General features: G+C 67.8%; 22 protein-coding genes and 1 tRNA gene (1 of these 23 cut by a window edge). 14 read left to right on the top strand and 9 right to left on the bottom strand.

The window, feature by feature from the left end; genetic code table 11:
* The 4 genes from hfaA to O5O43_RS02815 all read left to right on the top strand — a co-directional run.
* Nucleotides 1-199, top strand: the end of a protein-coding gene (gene hfaA / locus O5O43_RS02830) for a holdfast anchoring protein HfaA (protein WP_271085410.1). Its footprint begins 236 nt before the window's first position; the window shows 199 of its 435 coding nt (coding positions 237-435); its start codon lies off the left edge, out of view; it ends in the stop codon at nt 197-199.
* Nucleotides 196-1,209 carry a holdfast anchoring protein HfaB gene (hfaB, locus tag O5O43_RS02825; RefSeq protein WP_271085409.1) on the top strand — a complete coding sequence of 338 codons (1,014 nt, stop codon included), beginning with the start codon at nt 196-198 and terminating at the stop codon, nt 1,207-1,209. The genes hfaA and hfaB overlap by 4 nt, the downstream gene beginning before the upstream one ends.
* On the top strand, nt 1,136-2,383 hold the full coding sequence (gene hfaD / locus O5O43_RS02820) for a holdfast anchor protein HfaD (RefSeq protein WP_271085408.1): 1,248 nt from the start codon (nt 1,136-1,138) through the stop codon (nt 2,381-2,383). Before hfaB ends, hfaD begins: the two co-directional genes overlap by 74 nt.
* Nucleotides 2,384-2,515: 132 nt before the next feature.
* Nucleotides 2,516-5,374 (top strand): M16 family metallopeptidase, encoded by a 2,859-nt coding sequence (locus tag O5O43_RS02815; protein WP_271085407.1) that lies wholly within the window; start codon nt 2,516-2,518, stop codon nt 5,372-5,374.
* A 126-nt stretch (nt 5,375-5,500) separates the two neighbouring features.
* Here O5O43_RS02815 and O5O43_RS02810 read toward each other — a convergent pair whose 3' ends face one another.
* Entirely contained in the window at nt 5,501-6,424 is a 924-nt protein-coding gene (locus O5O43_RS02810; protein WP_271085406.1) for a hypothetical protein, read from the bottom strand.
* 186 nt (nt 6,425-6,610) lie between these two features.
* Between O5O43_RS02810 and O5O43_RS02805 the strand changes: the two genes are divergently transcribed.
* Nucleotides 6,611-7,138, top strand: a complete 528-nt coding sequence (locus O5O43_RS02805) for a PAS domain-containing protein (protein ID WP_271085405.1) — start codon at nt 6,611-6,613, stop codon at nt 7,136-7,138.
* A gap of 219 nt (nt 7,139-7,357) precedes the next feature.
* On the opposite strand, the gene O5O43_RS02800 is transcribed toward O5O43_RS02805, so the two are convergent.
* Nucleotides 7,358-7,888, bottom strand: a complete 531-nt coding sequence (locus O5O43_RS02800) for a gamma carbonic anhydrase family protein (RefSeq protein ID WP_271085404.1) — start codon at nt 7,886-7,888, stop codon at nt 7,358-7,360.
* A gap of 292 nt (nt 7,889-8,180) precedes the next feature.
* On the opposite strand from O5O43_RS02800, the gene O5O43_RS02795 reads away from it, so the two are divergent.
* Nucleotides 8,181-8,969: a PhoH family protein gene (locus O5O43_RS02795; RefSeq protein ID WP_271086373.1), complete on the top strand. Its 789-nt coding sequence runs from the start codon at nt 8,181-8,183 to the stop codon at nt 8,967-8,969.
* A 73-nt stretch (nt 8,970-9,042) separates the two neighbouring features.
* On the opposite strand, the gene O5O43_RS02790 is transcribed toward O5O43_RS02795, so the two are convergent.
* The 3 genes from O5O43_RS02790 to O5O43_RS02780 all read right to left on the bottom strand — a co-directional run bounded on the left by O5O43_RS02790 (nt 9,043) and on the right by O5O43_RS02780 (nt 11,289).
* Nucleotides 9,043-9,432 (bottom strand): DoxX family protein, encoded by a 390-nt coding sequence (locus O5O43_RS02790; protein ID WP_271085403.1) that lies wholly within the window; start codon nt 9,430-9,432, stop codon nt 9,043-9,045.
* Between the two features lie 91 nt (nt 9,433-9,523).
* Nucleotides 9,524-10,237: a pirin family protein gene (locus O5O43_RS02785; protein ID WP_271085402.1), complete on the bottom strand. Its 714-nt coding sequence runs from the start codon at nt 10,235-10,237 to the stop codon at nt 9,524-9,526.
* 290 nt (nt 10,238-10,527) lie between these two features.
* On the bottom strand, nt 10,528-11,289 hold the full coding sequence (locus tag O5O43_RS02780) for an SIMPL domain-containing protein (RefSeq protein WP_271085401.1): 762 nt from the start codon (nt 11,287-11,289) through the stop codon (nt 10,528-10,530).
* A 197-nt stretch (nt 11,290-11,486) separates the two neighbouring features.
* Here O5O43_RS02780 and O5O43_RS02775 point away from each other — a divergent pair.
* A tRNA-Ile gene (locus tag O5O43_RS02775) sits at nt 11,487-11,562 on the top strand.
* A 90-nt stretch (nt 11,563-11,652) separates the two neighbouring features.
* Here the strand turns inward: O5O43_RS02775 and O5O43_RS02770 are convergent.
* From O5O43_RS02770 to O5O43_RS02760, 3 genes are all read right to left on the bottom strand, one after another.
* Nucleotides 11,653-12,480: an outer membrane beta-barrel protein gene (locus tag O5O43_RS02770; RefSeq protein WP_271085400.1), complete on the bottom strand. Its 828-nt coding sequence runs from the start codon at nt 12,478-12,480 to the stop codon at nt 11,653-11,655.
* 109 nt (nt 12,481-12,589) lie between these two features.
* On the bottom strand, nt 12,590-14,065 hold the full coding sequence (locus tag O5O43_RS02765; RefSeq protein WP_271085399.1) for a hypothetical protein: 1,476 nt from the start codon (nt 14,063-14,065) through the stop codon (nt 12,590-12,592).
* A gap of 13 nt (nt 14,066-14,078) precedes the next feature.
* Nucleotides 14,079-15,551, bottom strand: coding sequence for a sel1 repeat family protein (locus O5O43_RS02760; protein ID WP_271085398.1), 1,473 nt, complete (start codon nt 15,549-15,551; stop codon nt 14,079-14,081).
* A gap of 263 nt (nt 15,552-15,814) precedes the next feature.
* Here O5O43_RS02760 and O5O43_RS02755 point away from each other — a divergent pair, with 263 nt between their 5' ends.
* The 7 genes from O5O43_RS02755 (at nt 15,815) to O5O43_RS02725 (ending at nt 22,529) form a co-directional block, all read left to right on the top strand.
* Complete coding sequence (locus O5O43_RS02755; protein ID WP_271085397.1) at nt 15,815-16,309, top strand: GAF domain-containing protein; 495 nt, start codon at nt 15,815-15,817, stop codon at nt 16,307-16,309.
* A 20-nt stretch (nt 16,310-16,329) separates the two neighbouring features.
* Entirely contained in the window at nt 16,330-17,247 is a 918-nt protein-coding gene (locus O5O43_RS02750) for an ROK family protein (protein WP_271085396.1), read from the top strand.
* Nucleotides 17,244-17,921 carry an SDR family NAD(P)-dependent oxidoreductase gene (locus O5O43_RS02745; RefSeq protein ID WP_271085395.1) on the top strand — a complete coding sequence of 226 codons (678 nt, stop codon included), beginning with the start codon at nt 17,244-17,246 and terminating at the stop codon, nt 17,919-17,921. Before O5O43_RS02750 ends, O5O43_RS02745 begins: the two co-directional genes overlap by 4 nt.
* On the top strand, nt 17,918-18,757 hold the full coding sequence (locus O5O43_RS02740) for a CoA ester lyase (RefSeq protein ID WP_271086372.1): 840 nt from the start codon (nt 17,918-17,920) through the stop codon (nt 18,755-18,757). Before O5O43_RS02745 ends, O5O43_RS02740 begins: the two co-directional genes overlap by 4 nt.
* 32 nt (nt 18,758-18,789) lie before the next feature.
* Nucleotides 18,790-20,868: a capsular polysaccharide biosynthesis protein gene (locus O5O43_RS02735; protein WP_271085394.1), complete on the top strand. Its 2,079-nt coding sequence runs from the start codon at nt 18,790-18,792 to the stop codon at nt 20,866-20,868.
* 148 nt (nt 20,869-21,016) lie between these two features.
* Nucleotides 21,017-22,162 (top strand): beta-ketoacyl-ACP synthase III, encoded by a 1,146-nt coding sequence (locus O5O43_RS02730; RefSeq protein ID WP_271085393.1) that lies wholly within the window; start codon nt 21,017-21,019, stop codon nt 22,160-22,162.
* Between the two features lie 106 nt (nt 22,163-22,268).
* On the top strand, nt 22,269-22,529 hold the full coding sequence (locus O5O43_RS02725) for a hypothetical protein (protein WP_271085392.1): 261 nt from the start codon (nt 22,269-22,271) through the stop codon (nt 22,527-22,529).
* A gap of 49 nt (nt 22,530-22,578) precedes the next feature.
* On the opposite strand, the gene O5O43_RS02720 is transcribed toward O5O43_RS02725, so the two are convergent.
* Entirely contained in the window at nt 22,579-23,106 is a 528-nt protein-coding gene (locus O5O43_RS02720) for a porin family protein (RefSeq protein WP_271085391.1), read from the bottom strand.
* Nucleotides 23,107-23,197 lie beyond the last annotated feature (91 nt).

Genomic DNA, 23,197 nt, shown 5'->3' with positions numbered 1-23,197 from the left:
CGGGGGCGTGTCCCAGACCTATTCCGGAGCCGGTGGCTCTCAGGGCACGACGATCGCCGGCTCCACGGCCATCGGCAACAATCTGAACGTGGTGGTCCAGGGCAGCCACAACACGGTCATCGTAAACTCGCGTCAGACCAATACGGGCAATGTCAGCGCCCGCACGGATCTGACCGGCACACTGACAGGTCTCGAATGATCGCGCGCACGCTTCGTCCCCGGTTGCGGAGCGGCGTCGTCGCCGCTGCGGTCGCCGCACTCCTGTCCGCCTGCGTCAGTCCGGTGGCGGGCCCGGGCGGCCTCTACGCCCGACCGATCGGCAATGCGCCGGTGACGTCCAACTCGACCCCCTACTCCCAGGCGCTCTACTGCCTGGCCGACTACGCGCGTCGATATAATTTGCCCTCGCCGCGCATGGCGGTGGGCCGGATCGGCGACTACACGGGCTCGGTCTCGTCAGACGGCGGTCGCCAGATCACCCAGGGCGCTTCGCTGATGGCCAACTCCGCCCTGGCCAAGGCCGGCGCGCGGATGGTCGAGCGCTACGACACCTCCATCTCGGAGATGGAGCTCCGCTACGCCAACAACCGCCTGATCGGCGACGAAGGCCCCGACGCGCCCGCCGACGCCAACTACCGCCGCATCTTGGCGGGTCAGGTGCCGGGCTCGGACTTCTACATCGTCGGCGGCATCACCGAGATGAACTACAACATCCGCTCGGCCGGTTTCGACGCCGGGGTGGGCGAGACCGATACCGACGTGCCGGGGTCCGGCATCATCCAGGGCAAGGTCTATGTGATGAACGTCGCCCTTGACCTGCGTCTGGTCCAGACCACCACGCTCGAAGTGGTCGACGTCATCTCCTACCAGAAGCAGATCATCGGCCGCGAAGTCTCGGCCGGCATGTTCGACTTCCTCAACGGCAACGTCTTCGATGTGTCGGCCGGCACCGGCGCGATGGAGCCCGTCGGGCTGGCGGTCCGCGCCCTGATCGAGCGCGCCACTCTGGAGATGATGGCCAATCTGTACGGCGCACCGGGACCGGAGGTCTGCATCGATGCGGCCAACGATCCGCTGAACACGGTAGGCGCGACCGGCGGCTACTACGCCGCCTACGACAACACGGGAACGAACAATGGCCAGACTCGCGCCGATCCGTCTCGCTGGCACTCTGGCCGCGACGGCGCTGTGCGTCGTAGCCGCTACTGAGGCCAGCGCGCAGCAGGACCGATCGATCGTCCTGAACCAGCAGCTTCAGCTCGGCGACGTCATCGCGGGCCAGACCCTGAATGTCGAAGGCGCCACCGGCGAGGTCGGCGTCAATGTCGCGGCTCAGGGCGTCACCCTGTCTGGGACGGTCGAGAACGGCGAGTTGGAGCTGTCGTCCCAGCAGACCATGCGCGGCAATACCTCCGCCACGACGACGATGACCCTGACCGGCGACACCCAGGGGCCCGTCAATGCGACGACCCAGGCGCGCGGGACCTATCTGGGCGCCGGGGCCTATGGCGCCGATCTGAGCATTGACGCGACGCAGACCGTCGGTCCGTCCGAGGTCACCGCCTCGTCGACCATCACGGGATCCTCGGCCCGGTTGATCGGCGGCGCTTCGGTCGGCGTCACGGCCATCGCCAACACGACCTCGCTGGGCGCCAGCGGCTCGCGCGTCGAGGGCACGGTGATCCAGAACTCCGCCGCCGGCGTGCGCGCCTCGAACTTCGCCGGGACGCAATACATCCCCGAGACGGGAGAGTTCATAAGCCAGTCAGCCGGCAACGTCGTCACGGTGAACTCCGGCCTCGCTTCCAGTCAGGACCTGACCATCCGCCAGCGCCAGTCCGGCGATCAGGTCACCGCCTCCACAAGCGCCAACTCCGGAAATGCCTGGGACCTGGCCGGCCGGGCGCGCGCCACGGGCAACCAGGCGCTGCTGTACAATCAGGGCGGCTCGGCCGTCGTGACCACGGACCAGTCGAACCTCTCGCAGATTCAGACCGCCAGCCGCGTCACCAGCTACGACTTCGGCGCGGCGACCTCGAACGCCTATGGCACGGGCAACGAGGTCTCCATCGGGAATAACGACCGCTATCTGGAGATCGACAACTCCCAGGTGAACTCGGGCGGCGTCGAAGTGAGCTCGACCTTCGAGGGCGCCTACGGTTACGACGCCTATGTCGCGGCCGAGGCCGTCGGCAACTCGGTGACCGGCTACGCCTGCTCCCAGTGCGATGGCCAGATGGACGTCACCAACAGCCAGACGAACTCCGGCACCGTCTCGGCCACCGCAGCGACGACCGTCCGCGGCAGCGGCCGTTCGGTGGCCACGGGCGCGAACGCCATCGGCAACTCGGCCACCTTCTACGTTTCGCGCCCCGGAACCTGACGTAAAGTTCATTTTACACCCGCGCCGGTTCGGAGCGAAGGTGACGACAACCGGCGGGGGGCCGTCGGCTGTCTATCGTCAACCTCGTTCCGCCGCGCCGACCCCGGTGCGGTCCGTTCCACCGGAGCCTGCATGTCCAACGCCCGCCGTCTTCTTCTTGCCGCCGCCTCTGGCCTGGCGCTTCTGAGCGCCCTGCCCGCGGCGGCCCAGACCACGGCTGAGCCGTCCGACCCCTGGGCCCAGGCGGCCAGTGATATTCCCGCCGATTCGAACGTCCGCTTCGGCATCCTGCCCAACGGCATGCGCTATGCGATCCTGAGGAACGCCACGCCTCCGGGTCAGGCCAGCCTTCGGCTGCGCATCGATGCGGGCTCGCTGATGGAAGAAGAGAACCAGCGGGGCCTCGCCCACTTCATGGAGCACATGGCCTTCAACGGGACGACCAATATCCCGGAGAACGAGCTCCTGGCGATCCTGGAGCGTCTGGGCCTGGCCTTCGGCGCCGACACCAACGCCCAGACAGGCTTCGACCAGACCTTCTACCAGCTCGACCTGCCGCGCACGAACGACGAGACGGTCGATACCGCCCTACGCATCATGCGCGAACAGGTGTCCGAGGCCCTGATGGCCCCCGACCAGATCGAGGCCGAACGCGGCGTGATCCAGGGCGAGGAGCGCACCCGCAACTCGCCGGGGCTGCGGGCCCTGATCGCCCAGTTGGCCCTGCTCGGGCCGGGCCAGCGCGTCTCCTCGCGGATCCCGATCGGGGATATGGAAGTCATCCGCACCGCGCCGCGCGAGCGCTTCGTCAACTTCTACGAGGCCTATTACCGTCCCTCGCGCGCCACCATGATCGCCGTCGGCGACTTCGACGTCGATCAGATGGAGGCCAAGATTCGAGGCGCCTTCGAAAGCTGGCAGCCGTCCGCCCCGGATGGTCCCGAACCTGACCTGGGCACGGTCGCCCCGCGCGACGCCGAGACCCGCATCCTGGTCGAACCGGGCGTGCAGTCCTCCATCCAGATCAACTGGATCCAGTCTCCGGACCTCGATCCCGATACGGTGGACGAGCGCGCCTCGCGCATCCGCCGCGGGCTCGGTCTGGCGGTTCTGAACCGTCGCCTCGGCGAACTGGCCCGCGCCGACAACCCGCCGTTCATCAGCGGCAGCGCGGGCGCCCAGTCGTGGGTCGACAGCTTCGATGTCGGCACGATCTCGGCCAACTTCAATCCGGGCGGGCTGCAACGCGCGCTGGAAGCGATCGAGCAGGAGAAGCGTCGCCTCGTCGAGTTCGGGGTCACGCAGGCCGAACTGGCGCGCGAGATCACCGACAACCGGACCGCTCTGCAGAACGCCGTCGCCGCCGCCGCCACCCGAACGACGACCGGCCTCGCCGCCGGCCTTCTGAACAGCATCAACGACGATCGGGTCTTCACCGCGCCCCAAACCAATCTCGACATCTTCAACGCCGCCGTCGAAGGCCTGACGCCCGCCGCCGTCGACACCGCCGTGCGCGCGGTCTTCGAAGGTCAGGGCCCCCTGGCCCTGGTCGTCACGCCCGAACCCATCGAGGGCGGAGAGGCCGCCGTCACCGCCATGCTCGCCGCGTCGCAGGCCGTGCCGGTCACCGCCCGAGCCGAGCAAGCCGCTCTGGAATGGCCGTACGCGAGCTTCGGCGCCGCCGCCCAGCCGACCGGCCGTCAGGAGATCGCGGAGATCGGCACGACCGTCGTCACCTTCGCCAACGGCACGCGCCTGGTGGTCAAGCCGACCGACTTCCGCGACGAACAGATCCTGATCAGCGTGCGTACCGGCATCGGCGAGCTGGGCCTGTCGCCCGAGCGACCCGACATCCAGTCCCTGGCCGGGTTCACCTACACCGCCGGGGGTCTCGGCCGCCTGACCGCCGACGAGCTGGCCCGCGTGCTGAGCGGCCGCATCTATGGCGCCAACTTCTCGGTCGGCGGCGACAGCTATCAGCTGAGCGGCGCCACCCGGCCCCAGGACCTGCAGCTCGAGATGCAGATTCTGACCGCCTACCTGACCGATCCCGGCCTGCGCCCGGCGCCGTTCGAGCAGATCAAGGCTTTCTTCCCGCAAATCCTGGCCCAGCAGATGGCCACGCCCGGCGGGGCCTTCGCCATCCAGTCGTCCTCGCTTCTGGCGTCCGGCGATGCGCGTCAGGCCTTCCCAACCGCCGCCGACATCGCCGGCTGGACCAACGAACAGTTGAAGGCCGGCCTCACGGCCGGTCTGGCCTCGGGTCCTATCGAGGTCGTCATAGTCGGCGACACGACGGTGGATGACGCCGTCGCCGCCGTGGGTTCGACCCTGGCCGCCCTGCCGACGCGCGGCCCGGCCGCGCCGCACGCTCCGGGCGCCGATGTCCTTCGCTTCCCCGCCGGTACGCCAGAACCGATCCGCCTGACCCACAACGGTCCGGCCGAACAGGCCCTGGGCTACGTCGCCTGGCCGACGGCGGATTCGGTCGAGGATGAGACCGAAGCGCGTCGGGTGAATCTGCTGTCGGCCGTCATGGAGCTTCGTGTCCTGGCCCGGATCCGCGAGGAACTGGCCCTGGCCTACAGCCCGGGCTCGGGTTCGTCGGCGTCGGATGTCTATGCAAACTACGGCTCGATCTACGTCACGGCCCAGACCACGCCGGAGAACCAGGGTCCGTTCTTCACCGAGGTCGACGCCATCGCCGCTTCGTTACGCGATACGCCGATCACCGAGGATGAGCTGAACCGGGCCCGTACCCCTCAGGTCGAGGCTCTGCGTCGCAGCCAGGCCGGCAACGATTACTGGCTGTCCATGCTCGGCGAGCTATCCAGCCGGCCGAACACGCCCGGCGAGATCACCAGCCACATCTCGGATCTGGAAGCGGTCACGCCGGCCGACATCCAGGCCCTGGCGCAGCGTTATCTGGTCCCGTCCAAGGCTTGGCGCGCCTCGGTCGTATCCGCCAGCCTCCCGGCTCCGGCTCAGTAAGACGAAAAAGGCCCCGGGGCTTTCGCTCCGGGGCCAAGTCTTCACTCAGGATCGCCGGCGATGACCGACGATCAGACCTTACGCCCGGACTGATGCGCCCAGGCTGAACGCGCCGTTGTCCGCCGTTCAGAACACCCGGCCGCCGACGCCGCCGTCCAGCATCATGGTCGCGCCGACGATGGCGGCGCCTTGGGCCATCACGGTTTCCTCGCGGTATTCGGTGTAGACCTCTTCGCGGACCCACGTGACGACCTTCACGCCCGCGCCGTAGCGACGCAGAAGAGACCGTTCGTTGCAGTCGCGCTCCTCGCGCTGGATGCGGCAGGTGATCTCGCCGGTTCGCGAGCGCCACAGGGCGTTGCCCTTCTCGCAGGCGAAGGTCTCGCCGCCGCCCGGGCCGCCGGGACCGCCCGGACCGCCGTAGCCGGCCTGGCCGTAGGACGACGACCACTCCGACCAGGTGACCTGCAGATGGGTGCCGGCGATGCAGCGGTACAGTTCGCCCTCATAGCTGTCGGCGATGTCGCGGTCGGGGATCACCTGAGACGCGGGGTGGGGAATGTTGCGGTCATCGATGCAGAACGCCTGGATGACGACGCGCTTCTCCCAGCGACGGCGGGCTTCGTACGGAACACGGATGACTTGGGCGACGGCGCCGGCCTCGACATTCAGATTCTGGATGACGGTCGGGTAGGGCTGGTCGACGTTGAAGTAGGCCGCGCCGCCTCCGCCGCGGATGTTGCCGTAGCCGCCGACGCGGGCGTTGATGCCCGCACGCGCCGCGGCATTGGCGTTGGCGTTGGCGTTGGCATTGACGTTGACGTTGATGTTGATGTCGCCCGGCGGGGGATAGTCCGGCGGCCCGGGGTGCGTGCAGCAGTCCGGCGGGGGCGGCGGAGGGGGCGGAGGCGGCGGCGGGTTGCAGCCCATATCGCACGGCGGCGGGGGCGGCTGGCAGCCAGAGTTGCATTGGGCCGAGCCGGCCGCGCTGGCCAGCCCCCAAAGGCCGGCGCCGGCGGCGGCCGCTATCAGCCAGGTCTTGATCCGCATGGGCAGGCCTCCTGCAAAAACTCTACGGCGTCACGCTGGGCGCGGGCCGGTTCAGCCTGACATCTGGCGGCAAAGGTGTTTCGTTTCCGTTAGTCGCCATTCTTGTTCGCCTGACGCTCGCGGCGCGGCCGCTCGCTGCTTGAGGCTGGTCCGGCCCTTGCCCCTCACCCGCCGAAGGCGAGGACGATGTTTCATCCCGGCACGCAGACACTGATCGATCACTGGGCGGCCTTGCCCGAGGCCGGTCGGATTCCCGCGCGCGCGGCCTTCGAGCCGATGGGCATGGGGCGGCTGGTCCCGCAACTGTTCACGGCGGACCGCGCCACGGAGGGCGCGACCTTCAGGCTGGCGGGAGCCTGGATCGAGACCCTGCACGCCCGGCCGATGCGCGGCGTGTCCTGGCTGGAGCTGTGGGCGCCGGACAGCCGGCCCCTGGTGGCCGACGCCGTGGTCCAGATCTTCCGGGAGGCTCGCCCCGTCGTGATGGTCGCCGAGGCGGCGCGCCTGAGAGGCGTGCTGGAGATCGTCATCGCCCCCGTGCGTCGGCCGGACGGGACGCCGAATCGCCTGATCGGCCTTTATCAGCCGATCATGGAGCAGGAGCGTCGCTCCGAAGCGGTCGGGCCCCTCTCGGCGCGCCTGTCGATCGGCGTTGGACTGCCGAGCCGCGCGCCGTTGACCCTGGCGGCCCTAGATGGGCGGCGGATCGCCTAGTCGAAATCACCAGACTCCGGAGTCTGGAGTCGGGATAGTCCGTTAAGTCGGATTGGGGTTTGCGATGTCAAAGACCATGGGCATTGTCGCACGGGCGTGAGGAGCGTCGAGAATTGAGCTGCAGTTCTTGTTAATACGTTAGAGCGGCTCGGGAATTTTCGGCATGCGTTGATGGGGTAAGATGGTTGCGCCCTTTGCCTTCGGCAGAGGGGTCAGGTCCTATGACAGGGGGATCAGCTCCGCCGCGTATCGCCGCCAGTTCTGCACATAGTGCTGAGCCGACATCGCCAGACCGGCGATCTGGGCCTCGGTCAGTTCGCGGACGACCTTGCCCGGCTGGCCCATGACCAGCGACCCGTCGGGGATCACCTTGCCCTCGGGAATGAGGGTGTTGGCGCCGATCAGGCAGTTCTTTCCGATCACCGCCCGGTTCAGGATCACCGAGCCGATGCCGATCAGGGTGTTGTCGCCGATCGTGCAGCCGTGAAGCATGACCTTGTGGCCCACGGTCACATCGCGGCCGATGACCAGGGGCGAACCCGGATCGGAGTGCAGGACGCTGGCGTCCTGGATGTTGGTGTTCTCGCCGATGGTCATGGTCTCGTTGTCGGCGCGGACGACGGCGCCGAACCAGACGCTGGCGCCCGACTTCAGAATCACGTCTCCTACGACATCAGCACTGTCCGCGATCCAGTATTCGCCCTCTGGCGGAAGCTGCGGTTTCTTGTCCGCCAGCGAATAGATCGTCATCGAAGCATCACCCTATTCTCAAGCCTGTGAGGGGTTTAACCCTTCGCTAACCACGATAGCATCACTCTGTTGATGCGATTCGAGGTCGCCATTTCGGCCCTGAATCCGAAGCCGGATCAATCCCGGTCCGGTCAGATGTCGGGGGACGTCGAGTGGCGCTTTCGGTTCGGCGGCGGGCATGCCCGTCGGATGTGGGATACATCGCCGACCCGGGACGGCCTGTCGTCGCCTTCCCTCTCCTCCCCACCCTCGTTCGAGGCGATGCTTTCGCAGCATCGCCTTTTTTCATGCCCTGGAGGCGTTGATGACCAAGCGTGCAGCCCTGAAGCGTCAAGCTCGCGAAGGCGGAGCTTTTGACGGTCCCGATTATGGCCAGGACACGAAAGTCCGCCGCTTGCCGACACCCCACACGCGCGGCGGCTGGTCGCCCCATCCATCGAACGACGACCGCGATCAGGCCTATCTGAAGACGCTGAAGCCCAAGTCCGAGGGACAGGCCGCGCTGCTGAACGCCATCGACGCCCACAACCTGACCCTCGCGCTGGGCCCGGCAGGCACGGGCAAGACCTATCTGGCCGTCGCCAAGGCTGTGGAGGCGCTGGAAGCCGGCAAGGTCGGGCGCATCGTGCTGAGCCGCCCGGCGGTGGAGGCGGGTGAGTCGATCGGCTTCCTGCCCGGCGCGATGGAGGACAAGCTGGCCCCCTATCTGCGCCCCCTGTACGACGCCCTGTCGGACCGGCTGTCGATGAAAAGGGTCGGCGCCCTGATGGCGGAGGGCCTGATCGAGATCGCCCCGATCGGCTATATGCGCGGCCGCACGCTGAACAACGCCTTCGTCGTCGTCGATGAGGCGCAGAACTGCACCTACACCCAGTTGAAGATGCTGCTGACGCGCCTGGGCTGGCATTCGACCATGGTCGTGACGGGCGACCCGCATCAGTCGGACCTTCTGCCCGGCGTTTCGGGGCTGGCCGATATCGCGGCCCGGCTGGAGGTCGTGCCTGAGATCTCGGTGGTGCGTCTGGCCGAGGGCGACATCGTCCGGCACCCGCTGGTCGCGAGCATGATCGGCGTCCTGTAAGGACCACCGCCCGGACAAGCAAAAGGCCGGCGGATCGCATCATCCGCCGGCCTTTCTCGTTTCTGGCGTCGCCTTATCGCTTGTCGAGGCTCCAGGCGCCGGGGCCCGACGTCACCAGGTAGAGGAAGATGAAGCTGAACAGGATGGCCGCATCGCCGCCGTTCACGGCCGGATAGAAGCTCTGCGGGAAGTGGGCCATGAAATAGGCGACCGCCATCATGCCCGAGAGGATGAAGGCGGTCGGACGGGTGAACAGGCCGAGGACGATCAAAAGGCCGCCGACGCCTTCCAGAAGGCCGGCCACGCCCATGAGGGACATGATTTCCTGCTGGCCCGGCTGGGCGCCCGCAGGGAAGCCGAACAGCTTGATGATGCCGTGGGCCATGAAGGTCAGACCGGTGACGATGCGAAGGATCGCCAGCGCCTGGGATTGGTATTTCGACGCGCCATTGAAAATGTTCATGTGTTTCAGCCCCTGTCGTTGTGAAGGACCGCGTTGAAGCGGTGCGGCCCGTACGGCGAAGCTACGCCGCACGGGCCGAAGTGCAAGGCGGTCAGGCCGCGTCGACCAGGACGATCTCCGCGTCGTTGACGGCGGTGACCGTGATCGTCGCCTCGTCGGTGATGGCCGCGCCGTCGCGGGCGTTCAGGCGGACGCCGTTGACCTCGACCTGACCCACCGCCGGGACCAGATAGCCGCGACGGTTGGCGCCCAGAGGATAGGTCGCGCTTTCGCCGGCCTTCAGGGTCGCGGCGACCAGACGGGCGTCCGTGCGGATCGGCAGGGCGTCGCCACCCTTGCCCTCGATGTCGCCGTCGAAACCGGAGGCCAGGACCACGAACTGACCCGAGCGATCGCCCTTGGGGAAGGGTTTGGCGCCCCAGCTGGGTTTCTCGCCGCGCTTGGTCGGCTCGATCCAGATCTGGAACAGGGTCGTGGTGGTGGCTTCGGCATTGTACTCGGCGTGGCGGATGCCCGTGCCGGCGCTCATCACCTGGACGTCGCCGGCCTCGGTGCGGCCCTTGTTGCCCAGGCTGTCCTCGTGGGTGATCGCCCCTTCGCGGACGTAGGTGATGATCTCCATGTCCGAGTGGGGATGCGGTGGGAAGCCCGACCCGGCGGCGATCTCGTCGTCGTTCCAGACGCGCAGATTGCCCCAGCTCATCCGGTTCGGATCATAGTAGTTGGCGAAGGAGAAATGGTGTTTGGCGTTCAGCCAGCCATGGTTGGCGCCGCCCAGGCTTTCGAACGGTCTGCGCTCGATCATCGTCTTGGTCTCCCCGCGGGGGGACATCCCTCCGCGCTGTTGCTCGAACGGTAACATAGGGGGCGATTTTTGAACTGCAACAGTTCATGTGTCGATTAACGACTCTCCTCTTGCGAGAGAGGGTTGGCGGCGCGCGAGAGCGCAGCGATCGTTCTTGCGCCGGCGGGTGAGGGGTTTGGCTGAACTTACCGGTGAAGCCGGCGCGACCCCTCGCCCGATCGCGCCGTAACGACGGCTTCGCCGCCGTGCGCGATCTCCCTCTCCCGCAAGGGGAGAGGGAGACTGAGCGACTATCGACCCAGATCGTAGGTCCCGGTGATGTCGATCCGGATGGTCATCTCGCCCGCGGAAACCGGCGTGGACGCATCGGCCGAGGTGGCTTGAACCCGCAACGCGTACATCGGCATCGGCGGCTGGGGCGTGTAGCCGCCGCCTTCGTTCAGCGAGCGGACGGCGCCCAATTCGACGCCCAGGGCCTGGGCGTAGAGGCGCGCCTTGTCCTGCAGGGCGCGGACGGCGAGGACGCGGGCCTGATCCTCGGCGCCCTTGGGATCCTTGAGGCCAAAGGAAATGCCGTTGATCTGGTTGACCCCGGCGCCGACCACCGCGTCGGCGGTCGAACCGACCTTCGTCAGGTCGTTGATGACCACCGTGACCTGGTTCGAAGCCTGGTAGCCGCGCAGACGGGGCGGCTGGTCATTCTGGTAGTCGTACTGGGGCGACAGGTTCAGGCCGGAGGTCTGGATGTCGCGATCGGCGATGCCGGCGCGGCTGAGGGCGGCGAAGACCTCCTGCATGCGGCGAGCGTTGTCGGCCATGGCGGCCTGGGCCGTCGGGGCCTCCGTCGTGACGCCGAAGGTGATGGTGGCCATGTCGGGCGCGACCTTGACCTCGCCATAGGCCGAGAGGTTGAGGGCGGGCTGGGCGGCCATGGCGTGCACCTGCATCGGAGTGGTCGGGGCGGACTGGGCGAAGGCGGGCGCAGCGACGAACGTCAGGGCCGTCGCAGCCATCATCTTGGCCAGGAAGGAGGCCTTGAAGGTGCGGGTCATGGGGAGGTCCTCATCGAGAAGCGAAACGGTGACGGCCCCCGTTCTCTGCGCGAGCCGTGGCCGAACCTTGGCCTTGAACGCCTGAACGGCGGGACGGGGTCCGCTGGCAGGAACCGTTCATCGGAATGAAATCGCCGACAGTGTCGCGGCCCTTTCCCGGCGCGGCGGCCCCTGCTAGGCCGATCCCTCGCCATCGGGGGCCCGTAGCTCAATGGTTAGAGCCGACCGCTCATAACGGTCTGGTTGGGGGTTCGAGTCCCTCCGGGCCTACCACCCTCCCGACAAAGAAGCGGCCCGGCTCCTGTGAAGGGGCCGGGCCGTCGGGAGCGCTCCGGGGGGATGCGAGCGCCCGGTTCGGAGCCTTTAGAAGCGGACGGCGGCCGTCACGCGGAAGGAATGCAGTTCGAGGTTCTCGCTCGAGCGGCGCATGTCCGTGCCTTGCGAATTCACCAGCAGGAACGGGTTGGTGGCCGGGGCGGTGCCGGGGCCGGTGCGGACGATGTAGGGATCGTCCTCTTCCAGGTCGGAATAGAGGTATTCCACGCCCAGGCTGATGCGGTCGCTGACCTTGGTCTCAATGCCGCCGCCGATTTGGTAGCCTGTGGCGTCGGTCTCGTCCGTGCGCGGGGCGAAGCTGTTGGCGACGTTCGAGCTGGAGAAGTTGTTCTCCAGACGGGCCGTGGCGTAGCCGCCGGTCACATAGGGAAGATAGCGGCCCATGGCGTAGCCGAGGCGCACGCGGGCGGCGAGCAGGTACTGAGTCTCGCGCTCGAAGACATAGTTGGCCGGAGTGGTCGAGAAGGCGGTGACGCGGTCTTCCAGGCTGCTCGTGCCGGCGTCGCCGACGACGCCGAAGACGATGGGGCCGGCCTGCCAGTCATAGCCGAAACGCAGGCCGAACTCGCCGTTGCCGTCGTCGTCGCCTTCGCAACCGGCGGCGGCGTTGTTGTCATTCGGCTGACCGTCGCAGAAGCCGGGCGAGAAGGCGTCGGCTGCGGCAGTCGTGCGCACGGTGTCGCCGTAGGTGCCGTCCAGATTGGTGTCGAAACGGACGGTCTCGCCCTCCTGCTCACCGAGGCCCTGATAGCCGGCGAAACCGCCGAAATAGGCGCCGGACCAATCCTGGGCAGCGGCGGGCATGGCGACCACGGCGAGAGCGGCCGCGCTCACGGCGGCGAAGGTCTTCATCATCAACGTCTTCCTTCAAACGGCCGGAGAGGGCCTGATCAAGCAGATACGCATCAGCGAAGCTTCGGACGCATCAACGCCGCGTTTTTGCCCCAGGTGCGACATCCTGCCGCTACCGGCGGCGACGGTCGCGCCAGCGGTCGTCGCCGCGGGACTGGTTGTCGTCGATGTAGCGGCCGTTCTGATCGTACCAGCCGTAGCCCTGCTGGAACCGGCCATAGTTGTCCGGGAGATAGGCGTTCGACGCGTAGGGGTCGCCGTAGGCGCCGTCCATCTCGTCCCACCAGTCGCGCGGGTAGGCGGTGAATTGGCATTCGTAGCCCTGATCGGGACGCTGGTACCACTGTGGCGCATAGCGGTCGCGGTAGCGCGGCTCCCAGCGCGGGCGACACAGCTGGTCGGACCAGACACGATTGCTGGAGACGTCCAGCTGGGCGCGGTAGTCGCGATAGAAGACCTCGCGCACCCCGACGAAGGTGTTGTTGCGGACGGTGGCGCGGCCCGAGGATACGGCGACGCCGACGGCCTCGGCCCGAACGCGGCTGTCGGTCAGGGTCAGCTCGCCGTTGTAGACGATGGCGCCCCGGTCGGCCCGGCAGATCTTGGAGTGGGAGACGGTCAGGGCCGCGCCCTCGACCGCGACGCCCTCGGTGAAGCCGCAGATGCGGGTGTTGGTGACGTCCACCCGACCCAGATCGCGACGCGAGCGCACGAGGACGCCGATCGAACGCGGGCCGTAGCCGGCGGCGTTCTCGGTCCCGCTGATAGTCGTGGAATCGATGCGTGACGGCTGGCCCGTGCCGCCGATCAGGATCTCGATGCCCGACTGGGCGCCGGAGATGACGGCTTCCCAGGTCGTCAGCGTCGCGCCGTCGGCATAGATGGCCGGGGCGATGGTCTGGGCGTCGATGACGGTGTCGCGCAGATCGACCTCGCCGCCGTCGGCGTAGATGGCCGCCTCGTCGCCCGCGTGGCGGATGCCGAGGCGATTGCCGATGACGGAGCCGCCGTAGCTGACGATACAGGCCGCGTCCCCGCCTCGCGGCGAGGACAGGACGATATCGCGCAGTTCCAGCCGGACGCCGGAGGCCACGGTGATGCAGGGCATGCCGTCGGGCGCCTGAAGCACGGCGGGCGTGGTCTCGTTCCAGCGACGCGGGTCGAAGCCGCCCTCGCCGATGATGGTCATGGGCTTGTCGACGTTGAGCCAACCGACGCAGGCGCCGGCGCGGGCGCGGATCACCAGGGTGCCGCCGGGCCGCACGCGACGCACGGCGTCCTCGACAGCGTTGGTGCCGGGATTGCCGCCGCAGTCGACCAGGACGATTTCCTCGGCGCCCGGCCGGAACGGGCCGCCGTAGGGCGGCTGGTAGCCAGGACGCCAGTCGGGGCGATGCGCGCCGTAGTTCCAGCGACCCGACTGGCGGGACGGGCGCGAACGGCTGGCCGGCGGGTCGAGCAGCAGGCCGAAGTTCGGCCGGGTCTGGCTTTCGACGCGGGCGGGGGTCTGGGCCTCGGCCTCGGGCGCGGCGGCCGTCATTCCTGCGGCGAGGGCCAGGGCGAAGAGGCTGAGGCTGAAGGTCTTCATCTTTCGCCCCTCCTTAGCGGCGCTGCGAACGGGAAACCTGGGCGAGGACCGCCTGCAGGCGAGAGGCGGATGGGCCGAAGCCGGCCAGCGCCGAATCGATACGAGAGGCGACGGCCTCCGCCTTGTCCTGATTCGCCACCCCGGCGACGCCGAGGGCGAAATAGGTGGAGATGGCGAATTTGGCCTCAGGCGAGCCCTGCTTGTCGGCCTGGGTGTACCAATGGAAGGCGCGAGCGTAGTCGGTCGGGACGCCGATGCCTTCGGAATACATGACGGCCAGCACGAGCTGGGCCTCCGACGAACCGTTGACCGCCGCCAGCTGGATGGCGCGCACCATCTCCAGATAGGAGAGGCGCGACTCCATGTTGTGGCCGAGCATGGCCTCCAGCGACTGGATCTGGCGTGCCGACAGCTTGTCGGGAGCCTGGACCACCTCCTCCGTCACGCCGAGGTAGCGCAGGGCGCGACCAACGTGGACGAAGGGCAGTTCGGTCATCCGGCCCAGGGCATATTCATAGGCGTCGCCGCGCGGGCGGCTCTCGTCCGAGAAGGGCACGCCCGAGGCCGGAGCCTCGTTCGGGTAGAATTCGAACGGCGGCACCCACTGCCGCGCCTTGGCCTCGACGAAGGCGCCGTAGCGCGACCGGCCGGGCGACGAGCGTTCGAAGTCCTTGAGCAGGACATAGGCGCCGACATCGCCCGTCTGAACCGCGAGGTAGTTGTACAGGTAGGCATCTACGTCATTGCGCGGAAACAGACTGGTCGCCGCGTAGTAGCCGGTGCGGCGACGATCCGGCTGGCCGCCGGCATTGCGGCCCCAGGCCTCGCGCGCCTGGGCGTTGTCCTGGGGCTCGCCGAAGGGGCCGTAGAGGGCGTCATGCAAGCGGGCCAGAGTGCGAAAGCCTTCCGCGTCCTGGGTCGACAGGACGTAGATGATGCGGTTCCGGACCTCGGCCTGCTCCTCCATCGTCATCCGTGAGAGTTGAGCGTCCAGTCGCTGGTAGGCCACGTGGCGTTCCCAGGCGCGACAATCGTCGTAGCGCGAGACGTTGCGCAGCCCGCCGAACAGGCCGCCGCGATCCGCCCGGTTGATCGGGGCGTAGCCCTCGTCATTGGCCAGCGCCAGACCGGTCCAGACCGCGCTTTCGATCGGGTCCTCGATATTCTTGTCGGTGGCGCGCAGGGCGGCGTAGCGAGAGCCGAGCTCCAGCTGGGCGAAGAAGTCGCCCCGGAAAGCCGCGCGGCGCAGCTGGCGCAGGCCGGCTTCCTGGGCATTGAACTCCGATCCGGTCACGGATTGCGGCCGGGGGCAGGCGTTGGCGGCGGCGTTGTCGCCACGGCGCCAGAACTGCGCCCCCGAATCACTGCAGCTGGCGACGGCGCCAGCCGTCAGGGCTAGGGCGGCGACAGCGGCGACGGCCACGATGGGGCCGCGCAGACGACTGCTGCGCGTGCGGTCGTCATCCCTCGCGTCGCTGTCGCGCATTCCCCTCACCCCGTGCCCCGTTTCCAAGCTCACCGCAGCTTGGCGTTAACCATTTCCCAAACCAGCGGTTTGGTCCAGTGAACTTCCGATCATGGTTAACGCTGTTTTGCGACAAAGCGTTGCCGCAGGATGGCCAAAATTAGGCTTGGCCATATTTAGCTGTCAAAAAGCAGCGGTTTATCGATCGCGGACGTTTGCTCCCTCGCGCTCGCCGCCCCTGCGACCTATATGCCGCGCGTCCTCACCGAACCGGCGGAGTCCGCATGTCCTACGTCGCCCGCGACGACCGCCCCGCCGATAAGGCCGCCCGCTATACAGAGATCGAGGCGGAGATTCTGGCCGTACTGGACGGCGAACCGAACGTGACCGCGCGGATGGCGACAGTCGGTTCGATGCTGGCCGATGCGTTCGACGACTATTTCTGGACCGGCTTCTATGTCGTCGATCCGGCGAAGCAGCGGGAGCTCGTGGTCGGACCGTATCAGGGGACGCTGGGTTGTCTGCGGATCGCCTTCGGGCGAGGGGTCTGCGGCACGGCGGCGGAGACGCGGCAGACTCAGATCGTCGAGGATGTGCATGCGTTTCCGGGGCATATCGCCTGCGACGGACGCTCCGAGAGCGAGATCGTGGTGCCGGTATTCGATGGGTCGGGGGCGCTGATCGCCGTGTTCGACGTGGACGCGACGCGCAAGGCCGCTTTTGACGCCGTGGATGCGGAGGCGCTGGAACGGCTGCTGGGGAAGGTGTTCGCCGCCTGATCCTCTGCTAGAGCCGTCGCATGCGCATCGGGATCGATTTCGGCGGGACAAAGATCGAGGCCGTGGGGCTGGACGCCGACGGCGTGGTTCTGGCCCGAAAGCGCGTGCCCAATCCCGGGAACTATGACGCGGCCATCCAGACGGTCGCCGATCTGGTCGCTTTCATCGAGTCGGAGACCGAACGGACCGGCTCCATCGGCATGGGCACGCCGGGGTCGCAGTCGCCGGCCACCGGCCTGATGCGGAACGCCAACTCCGTCTATCTGAATGGGCGCAGGTTCGGTGAAGACCTCGAAGCGCGTCTGAGCCGTCCGGTGCGTCTGGCCAACGACGCCAATTGTCTGGCCCTGTCGGAGGCGACGGACGGTGCGGCGGCGGGGGCCAGGGCGGCCTTCGCCATCATCATCGGCACCGGCTGCGGCGGCGGCCTCGTCGTCGACGGAAAGCTCGTCGAGGGCGCGGGCGGGGTCGCCGCGGAGATCGGACATGTCAGCCTGCCGTGGCCCAGCGCCGAGGAGGCGCCGGGGCCGGCGTGCTGGTGTGGCCTCAACGGCTGTCTGGAAACCTGGGTGTCGGGGTCGGGCCTGCAGCGCGATCACCGTGAGAGAACCGGTCAGAGCCTGGATGCGCCCGACATCGTCGCGGCCGCGCGGGGGGGCGAAGCCGCCTCGGTCGACAGCCTGGAGCGCTATATCGATCGGCTCGGCCGCGCCATCGCCATGACCGCCAACCTCGTGGATCCCGACGTCTTCGTACTCGGCGGCGGGATGTCGAACGTGACGGAGCTGTACGACCGGCTGCCGGCCGTGGTGGAGCGCTATGCCTTCTCCGACCATTGGGAAGGACGGATCGCGCCGGCCGTCTGGGGGGATTCCTCGGGCGTGCGGGGGGCGGCGCGGCTTTGGTCGCTAGATGAAGTTCAAGGAGAAGCCGCATGAGCACGCGCACAATCGTCGTAACCGGCGGCCACGGAGTCCTCGGCAAGGCCGTCGTCAAGGCGGCGTCGGCACGGGGACTGAACGTCGCCCTGATCGATCATGCGACGGGCGAGGCGGCGCCGGAGGGCGCGCTGGAGATCGGCGGGATCGACCTGACCGACGCGGACGCGGCCGAGGCGGCCATCGCCCAGGTTGTGGCGAAGTTCGGCGGCGTGGACGCCTTGCTGAACATCGCGGGTGGTTTCGTCTGGCAGACGATGGACGACGCCAACCCCGCCTGGGACAGGATGTTCGCGCTCAACCTGACCACCGTCCTGAACGCCAGCCGCGCCGCCCTGCCCCATCTGAAGGCCTCGGCCGAGGGGCGGATCGTAAATGTCGGGGCCAACGGCGCGGTGAAGGCGGCGGCAGGCATGGGGGCCTATGGAGCCTCCAAGTCGGCGGTGCACCGGCTGACGGAAGCCCTGGCCGAGGAGACCAAGGACAGTTCGGTCACCGTCAACGCCGTCCTGCCCTCGATCCTCGACACCCCGCAGAACAGGAAGGACATGCCCGACGCGGATCCGGCGAAATGGGTCCAGCCGTCCGATCTGGCCGAGGTCATGCTGTTCCTCGCCTCGCCCGAAGCCCGCGCCATCACCGGCGCCCTCCTGCCCGTCACCGGCCGGGTCTGAGCGTGGACATCCCGCGCAGCCTGCTGTTCCTGCCCGCCTCCAACGCCCGCGCCGTCGAGAAGGCGCGCGGACTGGAGTGCGACCTGGCCGTTCTGGACCTGGAAGACGCGGTCGCGCCGGAAATGAAGGCCGAGGCGCGGGCGGCGGCGGTCGCGGCGATCAGGGCCGGCGGCTTCAGGGGCGCGGTCGGAGTGCGGGTCAACGCGCTGGGGACCGAATGGGGCGAGGCCGATCTGGAGGCGCTGCCCGGCCTGCCGCTGGACTGGATCGTCGCGCCCAAGGTCGAGGAGCCGGGGATCGTCGATGCCTATGATGCCCGTATGGCTGAAGACGTGCGACTCTGCGCCATGATCGAAACGCCCAAGGCGCTGTTCGATCTCCAACATATCGCCGGGGCCGGAGGGCCGCTGAAGGCCCTGATGCTGGGGGTCAACGACCTCACCTCGGCGCTCGGCACGGGGGCCTCGAAGGACCGGGAACCGCTGAAGCCATGGCTGGTCGCGACGGTGGCGGCGGCGCGGGCCCACGGGCTGGCGGCCATCGACGGCGTCTTCAATGGGTTGAGCGACCCGGAGGGGCTGGCGTCGGAATGCGCGCAGGGGCGGCTCTACGGTTTCGACGGCAAGAGCCTGATCCATCCGAACCAGATCGAGGCCTGCCACGCGGCTTTTTCTCCGACCCCGGAGGAAGTCGCGCAGGCCGAAACCATCGTCGACGCATACGCCGCGCCGGAGGCTGCGGGGCTGGGCGCGATCCGCGTCGGAGGCGCCATGGTCGAGCGCCTTCATCTTGCGCGGGCTCAAGCCGTGCTGGCGCGCGCGGCCGTCAGTCGATAGACCAGCAGCCGAGCTCGGCGAAAGCGTAACGGTTGCAACACCCTGTCCCTCTCAGCACCGATGCGCCCGGCGGTTCGCCGCGGCGCGCCTGGGTGTGTTCGCCGGGCATTCTGGAGGTTCCCTTCCTGCGGACCTTCCTGCCCGAGTTCGACCTCAAGGCCAGTCCGTTTACGGCCATCGACGCCGTGGTCGGCTGGGGGCTGAAGGACACCTCGAAGATCGGGCGGGATCGCGCCGCGGCCAAGGGCCTGCCCTACGTCGCCCTCGAGGACGGCTTCCTGCGCTCCATCGGTCTGGGCGAGACCGGGGCGGCGTCGCTGAGCCTGATCGTCGACGAGGTCGGGGTCTACTATGACGCGACCCGACCCTCGCGGCTGGAGCAGTTGATCGAGACCGCCGAGGACTGGTGCGACGGCGCGATGCGGGCGCGGGCGGGCGCCCTGATCGAGCGGATCGTCGCTTCGGGTCTGTCGAAGACCAATATGGGCGGGCCGCTGGATCGGTCGATCTTGAGGCCGGGCAAGCGCATTTTGCTGGTCGACCAGACGGCGGGCGACGCCTCGATCGGCAACGGTCTGGCGGGGCCGGAGAGTTTCGCCGCCATGGTGCGGACAGCGAAGGACGAGCGCCCCGACGCCCAGCTGATCGTCAAAAGGCATCCGGCCGTCGCAGCGGGCAGGAAGAAGGGCTGTATCGCCGAGGCCGACCTGTCCGGCGTCACCATGTTGGACGCCGACGTGCGTCCGGCGGAACTGCTGGCCGAGGTGGATGAGGTGTGGTGCGTGACCTCGGCGCTGGGGTTCGAGGCACTGCTGCGCCGCCTGCCGGTCCGATGCTTCGGCGCGTCGTTCTATTCCGGCTGGGGACTGACGACGGACGAGGTCCAGACAGGGCGGCGCGGGGTCGCGCGCGATCTGGAGACCGTGACGGCCGCCGCCCTGATCGCCTATCCGCGCTACGTCGATCCGGTGACAGGGCTGCGCTGCGAGGCCGAGGCCGCGGTGGAGCGGTTGATCTCGCTGCGCGAGCGGTCGCACCGACTTGCGGGCTACTGGGCGGGCGTCGGTTTCTCGCCGGCGAAGCGGCCGCCGATCCGGCGGCTGCTGAACGGGCCAAAGACGAGGATGAAGTATTTCGCCTCGGCCAGCCGGGCGGCGGCCAAGGCGGAGGCTCTCGGCGGGCGGCTGATCTACTGGGCCGGCAAGGAGACGGCGGAGATCGCCGCCGTAGCGGAGACGGCCAGGGCGCCGGTGGTGCGGATGGAGGACGGCTTCATCCGCTCGCGCGGCCTGGGCTCGGACTTCTTCGGCGCGCTGAGCGTCGCCCTGGATGATCAGGGCGTCTACTACGACCCGACCCGGCCATCCCGGCTGGAGAGCCTGATCGAAGGCGGCGGGCAGTCGGAGGCGATGCTGGCGCGGGCGGCGATGCTGCGAACCCGTGTCGTCGAGGCAGGCTTGTCGAAATACAATCTGGCGGCCAGCCAAGCGCGGCCCGATTGGCCGACGGATCGCCAGAAGGTGCTCGTCGTCGGTCAGGTCGAGAACGACAAGTCGATCCTGAAGGGCTGCGGCGACATTCGCACCAACTCGGGTCTGGTCGCGGCGGCGCGTGCGGACTTCCCCGACGCATACTTGATCTACCGCAACCACCCCGACGTCATGAACGGCAACCGGCCGGGGATGCTGAACGCCTCGGCGATCGAGGCGGTCGATGCGACGGCGGACGATTTCGACATCATCGATTGTCTAGAGGCCTGCGACGGGCTGGCGACCCTGACGTCCCTGTCGGGGTTCGAGGCCCTGCTGCGGGGCAAGACGGTCGCCGTATACGGCCGACCCTTCTACGGCGGCTGGGGGCTGACCCAGGACCGGATGACCTATGAGCGCCGTACGCGGCGGTCGAGCCTTGACGCCATCGTGGCCGCCGCTCTGATCGAGTATCCGATCTACGTCACGCCCGAGGGCTGGCCTTGCGAGGCGGAAGATCTCGTCGCGGCCCTGATCGCCGCCCGGAACGATCCGCCGCCCGCCGCGCCGCCGCACCAGATCGCGCGGTGGTGGAAGGGCATTCGCGCCAGTCTCGACCGCCGCCCGCCACCGGCCTATTGAAACCATCAACGAGGGCGATGACATCCCTCGACCGGGACGGGCCAAGCCGTCCCTGAAGCAGCGAGCCTCCGCGAGGCCCGCGATAGGGACACTCAAATGTCCCTCAAGCAGCGAGGCGCCGCGCGCCGAGCGATAGGGACGAAAAAGAGTGACCCACGCCGTCATCGCCGCTACCGGCCTGTTCACCCCCGAACAGTCGATCTCCAACGCCGAACTGGTCGAGGCCTACAACGCCTGGGCCGATCAGTGGAACAGGGACCACGCGCTGCAGATCGCCGAGGGCGACGTCGCGGCCCTGACCCCCTCCTCGGTCGAGTTCATCGAGAAGGCCTCGGGCATCAAGAGCCGGTTCGTGCTCGACAAGGCGGGCATTCTCGATCCGAAGCGGATGGCGCCGAACCTGCCCGAGCGGTCCAACGACGAGCTGTCGATCATGGCCGAGATGGCCGTGAGGGCCGCGCGTCAGGCGATCGAGGCCTGGGGCAAGCCGGTCTCGGAGATCGGGGCGGTCCTGTGCGCCGCCTCCAACATGCCTCGCCCCTATCCCGCCCTGGCGGTCGAAATCCAGCAGGCGCTGGGTATCGAGGGCTTCGGCTTCGACATGAACGTGGCCTGTTCCTCGGCCACCTTCGGCATCAAGACGGCGGCGGACTTCATCGCCTCGGGCTCGGTCAAAGCCGTGCTGATGGTGAACCCGGAGATCTGTTCCGCCCACCTGAACTTCACCGACCGGGACAGCCACTTCATCTTCGGCGACGTCTGCACGGCCGTGATCGTGGAGAGTTCGGACACGGCCGGTCCCGGCGGCTGGGACGTTCTGGGGACGCGGCTGAAGACCGTCTTCTCCAACAACATCCGCAACAATTTCGGCTTCCTGAACCGCTGGGCCGAGGAGACGGGCGCGGGTCCGACGGAGCGCGCGGCCGGTCAGCAGGACGACAAGCTGTTCATCCAGCAGGGCCGCAAGGTCTTCAAGGACGTGGTGCCGCTGGTGTCCGACATGATCGTGGACCACGCAGGCGAGCTGGGCATCGAGCCGACCGGCCTGAAGCGGATGTGGCTGCACCAGGCCAACATCAACATGAACCAGATGATCGGTCGCAAGGTCCTGGGTCGCGATCCGGAACCGCAGGAGAACGTCATCATCCTGGACGAGTACGCCAACACGTCGTCGGCCGGCTCGATCATCGCCTTCCACCTGAACCAGCAGGGGTTCGAGACCGGTGAGGTGGGGCTGATCTGCAGCTTCGGCGCAGGCTACTCTGCGGGGACGGTCTTCGTTCGCAAACGGTGAGTCTCACAAAGAGATGACCCACAGAACACCGGCTTAGCTTGCAGTGGCCGGATGTTTCTGAGAAGCACTGTGGCATCCAAGACACCGATGCGACGGAGAGTCCGGATTGACCCAGACGCCCGCAAAACCCGGCTTCCTTGAATCTCTCGCCCGGGACGTGGCGATGGTGCTGAAGTCGCTCGGCGGCTCAGCGCATCAGGACACGGTCATCGACTGCGTCGCGGCTTTGAAACGCACGCGCGGCGAACCCGTCACGCAGGACCTGCGCCAGGCCGTGGTCGAGGCTTTCGAGGCGTTTTCGGAGTGGTTCACCCGGCCCTTCGGCGACGGGTCGAAGCGTTGGGCGCTGATCGCGGAACCCGCGTGAGAACTGCCCCGCCCGCGATGCGGACGGGGCTCCATCTCAGATCTTCTGCTTAGAAGCGGCGCACGTAGCTGAGGCCGTAGGTGTCGGCCTCGCCGCCGTCATCACGGAAATCACGGCGAGTCCAGTCGGCGCGCAGGCCGTTCTGGGCGTCGAGCATGTAGTTGGCGCCGAGGCCATAGTTGAAGCTCTCGCCATCCTCTTCCACCGAGACGCCGGCTGCGCTGGCCTTGAGCTTGGTGGTGCCGTAGCCTAGGCGGCCGAACAGTTCGAGGTTCGGGCTCACAGGCAGGATGCCGACGCCGTAGATGGCGGCATCGTAGTCATGCTCGACCTTGGTGGTGACTCCGGCGGTGCTGAACTCATCGTCGCGCACGCCGATCGAGCCTTCGCCTTCGACGGCGAAGTTCGGCGACAGACGGGCGCCGAGGCGGCCCGTAATGGCGCCCAGATCGGCGCCCTCGGCGTCGAGGTGGGTATAGCCGCCCGTGCCGTACCACTGGGGGTTCGAAACGGTCTGAGCCATGGCCGGCACAGCCATCAGAGAAAGAGCGGCGGTCGCGAGAAGAATGTTACGCATTGTTTCTTTTTAACTCCTAGATGCGGGACTTGATCGCCCCGGCCCCATCCAGCGATTGCTCAAGTATGTAGTAGGCTGGGCCGTTCCATGG

The organism is Brevundimonas sp. NIBR11 (assembly GCF_027912535.1).
Classification (GTDB): Bacteria; Pseudomonadota; Alphaproteobacteria; order Caulobacterales; family Caulobacteraceae; genus Brevundimonas.
Note: the sequence above shows the minus strand (reverse complement) of the source record. Positions and strands in the feature narration are given on the sequence as shown.

Excerpts from the sequence above, each read along its gene's own strand:
- O5O43_RS02765 (WP_271085399.1), bottom strand. The coding sequence starts at position 14,065 with ATGAAGACCTTCAGCCTCAGCCTCTTCGCCCTGGCCCTCGCCGCAGGA.
- hfaB (WP_271085409.1), top strand. The coding sequence starts at position 196 with ATGATCGCGCGCACGCTTCGTCCCCGGTTGCGGAGCGGCGTCGTCGCC.
- O5O43_RS02810 (WP_271085406.1), bottom strand. The coding sequence starts at position 6,424 with ATGCGGATCAAGACCTGGCTGATAGCGGCCGCCGCCGGCGCCGGCCTT.
- O5O43_RS02770 (WP_271085400.1), bottom strand. The coding sequence starts at position 12,480 with ATGATGAAGACCTTCGCCGCCGTGAGCGCGGCCGCTCTCGCCGTGGTC.
- hfaD (WP_271085408.1), top strand. The coding sequence starts at position 1,136 with ATGGCCAGACTCGCGCCGATCCGTCTCGCTGGCACTCTGGCCGCGACG.
- O5O43_RS02720 (WP_271085391.1), bottom strand. The coding sequence starts at position 23,106 with ATGCGTAACATTCTTCTCGCGACCGCCGCTCTTTCTCTGATGGCTGTG.
- O5O43_RS02745 (WP_271085395.1), top strand. The coding sequence starts at position 17,244 with ATGAGCACGCGCACAATCGTCGTAACCGGCGGCCACGGAGTCCTCGGC.
- O5O43_RS02805 (WP_271085405.1), top strand. The coding sequence starts at position 6,611 with ATGTTTCATCCCGGCACGCAGACACTGATCGATCACTGGGCGGCCTTG.
- O5O43_RS02780 (WP_271085401.1), bottom strand. The coding sequence starts at position 11,289 with ATGACCCGCACCTTCAAGGCCTCCTTCCTGGCCAAGATGATGGCTGCG.
- O5O43_RS02815 (WP_271085407.1), top strand. The coding sequence starts at position 2,516 with ATGTCCAACGCCCGCCGTCTTCTTCTTGCCGCCGCCTCTGGCCTGGCG.
- O5O43_RS02755 (WP_271085397.1), top strand. The coding sequence starts at position 15,815 with ATGTCCTACGTCGCCCGCGACGACCGCCCCGCCGATAAGGCCGCCCGC.
- O5O43_RS02785 (WP_271085402.1), bottom strand. The coding sequence starts at position 10,237 with ATGATCGAGCGCAGACCGTTCGAAAGCCTGGGCGGCGCCAACCATGGC.
- O5O43_RS02800 (WP_271085404.1), bottom strand. The coding sequence starts at position 7,888 with ATGACGATCTATTCGCTGGCGGACAAGAAACCGCAGCTTCCGCCAGAG.
- O5O43_RS02750 (WP_271085396.1), top strand. The coding sequence starts at position 16,330 with ATGCGCATCGGGATCGATTTCGGCGGGACAAAGATCGAGGCCGTGGGG.
- O5O43_RS02790 (WP_271085403.1), bottom strand. The coding sequence starts at position 9,432 with ATGAACATTTTCAATGGCGCGTCGAAATACCAATCCCAGGCGCTGGCG.
- O5O43_RS02760 (WP_271085398.1), bottom strand. The coding sequence starts at position 15,551 with ATGCGCGACAGCGACGCGAGGGATGACGACCGCACGCGCAGCAGTCGT.